The sequence below is a fragment of the bacterium genome (assembly GCA_040754625.1).
In the GTDB taxonomy this organism is placed as follows: Bacteria; JACRDZ01; JAQUKH01; order JAQUKH01; family JAQUKH01; genus JAQUKH01.
This window is the reverse complement of sequence record JBFMCF010000044.1, coordinates 1-6,963: the sequence shown is the minus strand read 5'-3', so window position 1 is coordinate 6,963 and position 6,963 is coordinate 1. Positions and strand designations below refer to the sequence as shown.

Annotated in this window: 7 protein-coding genes; all 7 read left to right on the top strand. The window is 35.7% G+C overall.

Annotated features, from left to right (window positions below):
• Positions 1-235: 235 nt before the first annotated feature.
• A complete protein-coding gene (locus AB1498_03650) occupies positions 236-1,651 on the top strand; it encodes a sugar transferase (GenBank protein MEW6087373.1) in 1,416 nt (471 codons plus the stop codon).
• Positions 1,652-1,712: 61 nt separating this feature from the next.
• A complete protein-coding gene (locus AB1498_03645) occupies positions 1,713-2,564 on the top strand; it encodes an exosortase/archaeosortase family protein (GenBank protein ID MEW6087372.1) in 852 nt (283 codons plus the stop codon).
• A complete protein-coding gene (locus AB1498_03640) occupies positions 2,531-3,190 on the top strand; it encodes an exosortase C-terminal domain/associated protein EpsI (GenBank protein MEW6087371.1) in 660 nt (219 codons plus the stop codon). Before AB1498_03645 ends, AB1498_03640 begins: the two co-directional genes overlap by 34 nt.
• Before the next feature lie 14 nt (positions 3,191-3,204).
• Entirely contained in the window at positions 3,205-4,527 is a 1,323-nt protein-coding gene (locus tag AB1498_03635; GenBank protein ID MEW6087370.1) for a nucleotide sugar dehydrogenase, read from the top strand.
• A 5-nt stretch (positions 4,528-4,532) separates the two neighbouring features.
• Positions 4,533-5,501, top strand: a complete 969-nt coding sequence (locus tag AB1498_03630; GenBank protein ID MEW6087369.1) for a GDP-mannose 4,6-dehydratase — start codon at positions 4,533-4,535, stop codon at positions 5,499-5,501.
• 84 nt (positions 5,502-5,585) lie between these two features.
• On the top strand, positions 5,586-5,777 hold the full coding sequence (locus AB1498_03625; GenBank protein MEW6087368.1) for a hypothetical protein: 192 nt from the start codon (positions 5,586-5,588) through the stop codon (positions 5,775-5,777).
• 248 nt (positions 5,778-6,025) lie between these two features.
• Positions 6,026-6,808 (top strand): PEP-CTERM sorting domain-containing protein, encoded by a 783-nt coding sequence (locus AB1498_03620; GenBank protein MEW6087367.1) that lies wholly within the window; start codon positions 6,026-6,028, stop codon positions 6,806-6,808.
• Positions 6,809-6,963 lie beyond the last annotated feature (155 nt).

Sequence of the window (6,963 nt, the reverse complement as noted above, 5' to 3'; positions counted from 1 at the left end):
TGTTACCGACTGGAAAGATTATTCTTTTTCTGGTTCGCTTGATTTTAATTTGAATAAAATTATCAGTTAATGTTTACGCAGGCTAAAGCCTGCGGCTACAAAACCACCGGTAACTGACCGGTTACAAATTGAGCAGTAATTAATTTGACAACTGTGCAATTTTTTTATAAAATATATTGTTTATAGATCGGAATTCCGCGATGATTCAATTAATTAGTATAGAAGGCAAAAAATAATGGAAGTTGAAAACCGCAGAGCACTTTTTGTTTTTTCTATGGTAGGAATGGATACTTTTTTAATTAGCCTGGCGTTTATTCTTGCATATAAACTGAGAGCCTCTGTCTCTCTGTTTGGAATTAGTGCCGGGATCGGCAGTGCTAACTATACTGCTATGTATCCTGTTATGCTTTTTTCCTGGCTCACTATTCTTACGGTAATGAGACAGTATGAACCAAGGAGAAGATGGGGTATTGATGAGATATTTTTTTCCATTTCTATTGCCGTCACTTTGGAAGTTCTTTTTATCCTCGCTTTTTTTTATGCAACTCATCAGCTTCTTTTCCAAAGACTAATGTTGATTTATTTATGGTTTTTTGGTATTATTTTTTTAAGCTGTTCAAGAGTCGTTGCCAGGTATATTTTGAGGATATTGGCCAGGAAAGGAGGGCCAATAGTAAAAAAGGTGCTTATCGCGGGCTGGGGAGAAGCCGCGAGAAAATTAGCATGGCAGTATAAATTTCATAAAGAAATGCTTTTTAAGGTGGTTGGTTTTGTTTTAGAAGAAGATATGCCTGTGACTGAAGAGATAGAAAAAAAGATTAATGATCTTTCAGAAAAAGGAATAATAGGTAAAATTTCTGATGTCTGCCAGGCAGCGGTAAAAGAAAAAGTTTCACTTGTAATCTTAACAGGTTCAGCGCTTCGGAAAGAAAGATTAAAAGAAATATTTGAAACTTTATGGAAGGAAAATATTGACTGCAGTCTGGTCCCAAATATTTATGAATTAGCCCCGAGATGTATGAGTTATGATGAAATAAGCGGTGTTCCTATTTTAGGTTTCAGGGACGTCCCTATGCTTGGATGGGAATCAATCGCAAAACGTGTAATAGATATTATTGGTTCTGTTTTCGGCTTGATTATTTTATCGCCTTTATTTTTGATTATTAGTATTTTAATTAAATTTGAATCACCGGGGCCTGTTTTATTTACTCAAAAAAGAATCGGGCAGAATGGCAGGCCGTTTAAGATATATAAATTCCGCAGTATGGTCCGGGAAGCTGCTGCCGGGCCGTTATACAAGGTTCAAAAAAACGATGACAGAGTGACGAAAATAGGGGCTTTTATCCGTAAAACAAGCATTGACGAACTGCCGCAGTTATTAAATGTATTAATTGGTAATATGAGTTTAGTGGGGCCAAGGCCTGAAGCCACTATTTTTGTTGATGAATACAGCGAGTGGAACAGGAGACGATTATATCTGAAGCCCGGGATAACAGGCCTGGCCCAGGCAAATGGTATCCGAGGCAATACTACCATTGATGAAAAAACAAAATATGATTTGGAATATATGGAACAGCAGTCACTTCTTCTTGATATAAAGATTTTGTTTAAGACAGTAGCTACATTGCTTTTTCATAAGGAAGCATATTAAAAATATGAGACATTAGACGTTAGACTGAAGACTTAAGTTTAAAAATTTGAAAGGGTAAAAATTGAATATCGATGAGAAAATTTCTGCAAACAACAGGTATTATGTAATATTGCTTTTTTCCTCGGTTTTTATTCTCTACCTGCCTGTATTTTATAAATTTTACATGTGGTGGGAAGGCGATGCGAATTATAACCATGGGATTATTGTTCCGCTGGCCGCGGTTTATTTGATATGGAAAAAAAGAGATACATTAAAAGTATTGAATAAAAAATCTTATACCCCGGGAATTTATTTAATAGTATTGGGTGTTATTTTTTATTTTTTTGGCGTGAGAATAGAATTTCTCCGGATTACTATTTTTTCTTTTTTTTCAATTTTTTTTGGGCTTCTTCTTTATGCGTACGGGAAAGAAATAACCCGTGAATTATTATTTCCGTTATGCTTTCTTCTATTGATGATTCCAATCCCTTATATTGACGGGCTTACTTTGCCATTAAAACTTTTTGCGTCTATGGTATCAACAGGATTCATAAAACTTATAGGTATACCTGTTATACGAAACGGGAACCTTATTTATCTGAAAAATTTTACTCTTGAAGTGGCCACTTCATGCAGTGGTTTAAAATCTATTGTTTTAGTTACTACTGTAGGGATTTTTTACGCGTATATAACCCAAAAGAATTTATCAAGGAGAATATTAATTTCTTTTTTATCGGTTTTTATTGCCATGCTGGCCAATATTTCAAGGATTATTTTGACTGCTCTTGTATCTTATTATTTTGGAGAAAAAATAGCTTTTAAATTAACCCATGATTTTTCGGGAATCATTGTTTTTATAATAGCGGGTGCTATGCTGGTTATAACAGGGGAGATAATAAATTGGATATTTCGAGAAAAAACTGCTGGATATTAACGGGAATTTTTTTATTCCTGAGTATTATTATATATCCGATGTCATTTAAAAAAGAAACATGGCCGCCGGACCTCAATATTTCAGAATTTCCGCGCAGGGTAGGAGACTGGGAAGTTACAGAGGAATTACCTGTTACCGAGGAATTGCTGCCTTCTGAAGTGAGAGAAGGGAGGGTTATCGGATTTAAGTCTTTTAACAGGAAATATACTAATAAAGAAGGCAATTCTGTTTGGTTATATATAGGTTATTTTAATTATGAGAAAGGGGCTTATTCTCATAACCCCGCAAGATGTTACCTTTCCCAGGGGTGGACGATTATTGAAGAAAAATTGGAAGAAATTGAAATATCAGGCAAGCTAAAATTAAATAGAATGTTTGCCCAAAAGGGGCCTTTACAAAAGGTGGTTCTTTACTGGTTTCAGATAGGCAATGAAGTTTTTACTGATAAATTTAAACACCGTATACAAATTTTGAAAAAGGCATTAATTATCGGACGGTTGGATGCGGTAATAATCAGTGTGACATCCGATACTGAAAAAGGAACGATAGAATATATAGTTGGATATGAGAAGGAATTTGCAAAAGAAGTAATTCCTGTCATCCCAGGGTACCTGCCGAAAATTTGAAATAGGAGTAATAAATGATGGAATTTAGTGCGGAAATTAGTAAAAAACAAAAAATTGCTGTTGTCGGCCTTGGATACGTTGGGTTGCCTCTCGCTGTAGAGTTTGGAAAAGTTGTCAAAACAATGGGTTTTGATATCAATAAAAAAAGAATCGCGGAACTCAATAAATATTATGATTACAATAATGAAATAACAAAAGAATCGCTGAAAGCATCTGCTCTTTTGGAATTTTCTTTTGATTTTACCCGGTTGAAAGAATCAAATTTTATAATAGTTGCCGTGCCTACCCCCATAACAAAACACAATGCGCCGGACCTTTGTTGTTTGGAAAGCGCGACAGAGCTTGTCGCTAGAAATATGAAAGAAGGGAGTATTGTCGTGTTTGAATCGACTGTTTACCCGGGAGTTACCGAAGATGTGTGCGTCCCTATTCTGGAAAAATTCTCCGGGTTAAAATACAAAAAGGATTTTAAAGTCGGATATTCTCCTGAGCGGATTAATCCCGGGGACACTGAACATACTATTTCGAAGGTAATTAAAGTGGTTTCAGGCTGTGACGGCGAAACTCTTGATAAAGTAGCGGTGACCTATGGATTAGTTGCCAGGGCAGGCGTCCACAGGGCGGAATCAATCAAGTGCGCGGAAGCGGCAAAAGTTATTGAAAATACCCAAAGAGACTTAAATATTGCCCTTATGAATGAACTTGCGATAATATTCAATAAGATGGGTATTGATACCAGGTCTGTTTTGTGGGCCGCTGGGACTAAATGGAATTTTATTAAAATGAGCCCGGGTTTAGTGGGGGGGCATTGTATTGGTGTAGACCCTTATTATCTTACATTCAAAGCCGAAGAGGTCGGATATAATCCCCAGGTTATACTTGCCGGCCGCCGGATAAACGATAACATGGGTAAATATATTGCTGAACAGACGGTTAAACTTTTAATCAGGTCGGGAAAGACAGTAAAAGCTTCTAAGGTAATGATTATGGGGATAACGTTTAAAGAGAACATTAAAGATATTCGCAACAGCAGGGTGATAGATATAATAAATGAACTAAAGCAATACGGGATTGATGTCCTTGTATGTGACCCTTTGGCAGATAAAGAGGAGGTCAGGCATGAATATGGGATAAAACTTGAGGAATATGATGCTAAAATAAAATGCGATGCAATCATAATTGCGGTTAACCATGCCCATTTTGAAAAGATTTTGAGCATACAAAAACTAAAAACTCATCTTTCAAATAAAAACGGCAAAGGTGTGGTAATTGATGTCAAAGGAATGTTTGGGCCGGATGGTTTTAATAATTCAGGTTTACTTTATTGGAGATTGTAACAGTTATGAAGACAATAATATTAACTGGGGCAGCAGGTTTTATCGGCGCGAAAACCGCTGAAAAATTATTGAAAAAAAATATCGAAGTTATCGGGATTGATAACATGAATGATTATTATGATGTCCGGTTAAAAACACATCGTCTTAATCAATTGAAAAATTTTAAGAATTTCAGATTTCATAAAATGGATATTGAAAACCTTTCTGCGGTAAAGGGTATTATTAGAAACCATAAGCCGGATGCAGTAATAAATTTGGCCGCGCGGGCAGGGGTCAGGTACAGCATGGAAAATCCTTTTGTATATATGTCGACAAATGCTATGGGGACATTAAATCTTCTTGAACTTTGCAAAGATTATGCAATTAAAAAGTTTATTTTAGCCTCAACTTCGTCATTATATGCGGGGCAAAAAATGCCCTTTAAGGAAACACTTGCGGTAAACACGCCGATTTCTCCTTATGCCGCAAGCAAAAAAGCGGCAGAGGCTTTATGCTATGCATATCATTATCTTTACGGGGTGGATATAACGATTTTAAGATATTTTACTGTCTATGGGCCTGCGGGGCGCCCTGATATGAGTATTTTCAGGTTCATAAAATGGATCGATGAAGGAAAGCCTCTTGAGCTTTTTGGGAATGGGACCCAGAGCAGGGATTTTACTTATATTGATGATATTGCTGGAGGCACTATGGATGCATTAAAAATGACGGATTTTGGAATAGTAAACCTTGGCGGGAATGATCCGTATAAATTAAGTTATGTTATTAAACTTATAGAGAAATATTTAAACAAAAAAGCGAAAATAAAAAAATTACCTTTTCATAAAGCAGATATAAAAGCCACATGGGCTGATATAAGCAAGGCAAAAAAGCTTTTAAACTGGAAGCCCGGCGTTAAATTGGAGGAAGGAATAAAAAGAACAGTTAATTGGTATGTTGAAAATAGGGCATGGCTTAAAGCAATACAAATTTAGAAAAATTAAGATTTTGCTTGACTTCAGATTATATTGTATGATAATATACCTTCTGTAGTTGAATACAAATGGAGGGGTGGTCTTATGAAATGTCCAATTTGTAATAAAACAATTATTTCCAATGAAGGCAGAAAGCAAAAGCTAAGAACCAGGATAATAATTTTTGACCAGGGTAAAACAATAGCTAAATGCCAAAACTGTAAGTCTGAGGTAGAAATTCCTGTCAGGTTTAATCGCAATTATGAATTAATAAATAATAACTTTTTGTATAGATAAATACTGAATTTTTCCAGGCTGCGAAATACAAAAAAAAGACTTGACAGGAGTACTTTTTTAGTATAGAATTTTAGTAAAACTACAGAATACGTAATTAATAAAGGGCATAGGTCAAGCTTAAGTATTTAGAGAAAATTAAATTAAAGGACAAAAGCCAGTTATTTTGATATGTAACTGGCTTTTTTATTTTTTGCATATTTTGATTTTAACGTAGAAAGGAGGTGTAAAAAATGAGAAATTTATTTTCTATGAAGATAGTAAAGAATACATTTTTAGCTGTTATTGTATTGCTTGGTATTTATACAAAAAGCAGTGCGGTCCCTTTATCGGTATTCGACAGCACATGGACACTATTATCCAGTGAAGACAAGATTAGAAAAGACGGGTGGATTGGTCCCGGCGGCGGGGGACAACCCTTTGATGCTGAGTATTTATTTTATAAACTTGAAGCAGGTATTCTTTCATTAGGGTTACAAACTGGTTTTGATGTGGCTGACGGGCATATATATTGGGGAGGGCATGACTATTATGCAGGTGATTTAGCGCTGTCATTTGATGGAACTCCTTCAACATATGAATATGCAGTTGATTTTGGGCTTTTTACCAGAGACTATGTGAATGGTGAAACAGTTGGCGGTAATACAGGCACGCCCGGTTTGGATTCAGCAGGAGTATACAGCGTTAGTTTATGGAATAATGATGTTAATGGCCCATATGCAATTACTAAACCGTTTGCAATGGAGTCGGGAGCATTAATTACATCATTAGTTTCCAATTATGGTGGTTCCGGTGATAATCCCCGCACAGAAGATGCATATTATTATTATGGTGGTCCTCTAAGTTATTACAGGATAGTCAGTTTTAATGCGTCTTCTTTTTTAGTTGATAAACTTTCAGCCCACTGGACTATGTCATGTGGTAACGATGATATAAATGGCAAAGTTCCTGAACCAAGTACAATGTTTTTACTGGGTAGTTTGGCTACCGGTTTATTTGGTTTTGCCGGATTACGTAAAAGGTTTACAAAATAGAATTTTGTAAGCAGAAAAGTCTAATTATTAATACTTGAGTTTGGCAAATTTAAAAAAAAGTATATAAAAAAATAGCTTTCAGCCGAATCTTTTATAGTGTGTTATAAAGGAGACCGGCATGAAAGCTATTAGGAACAAAGTTCCCAAAAAAGTAT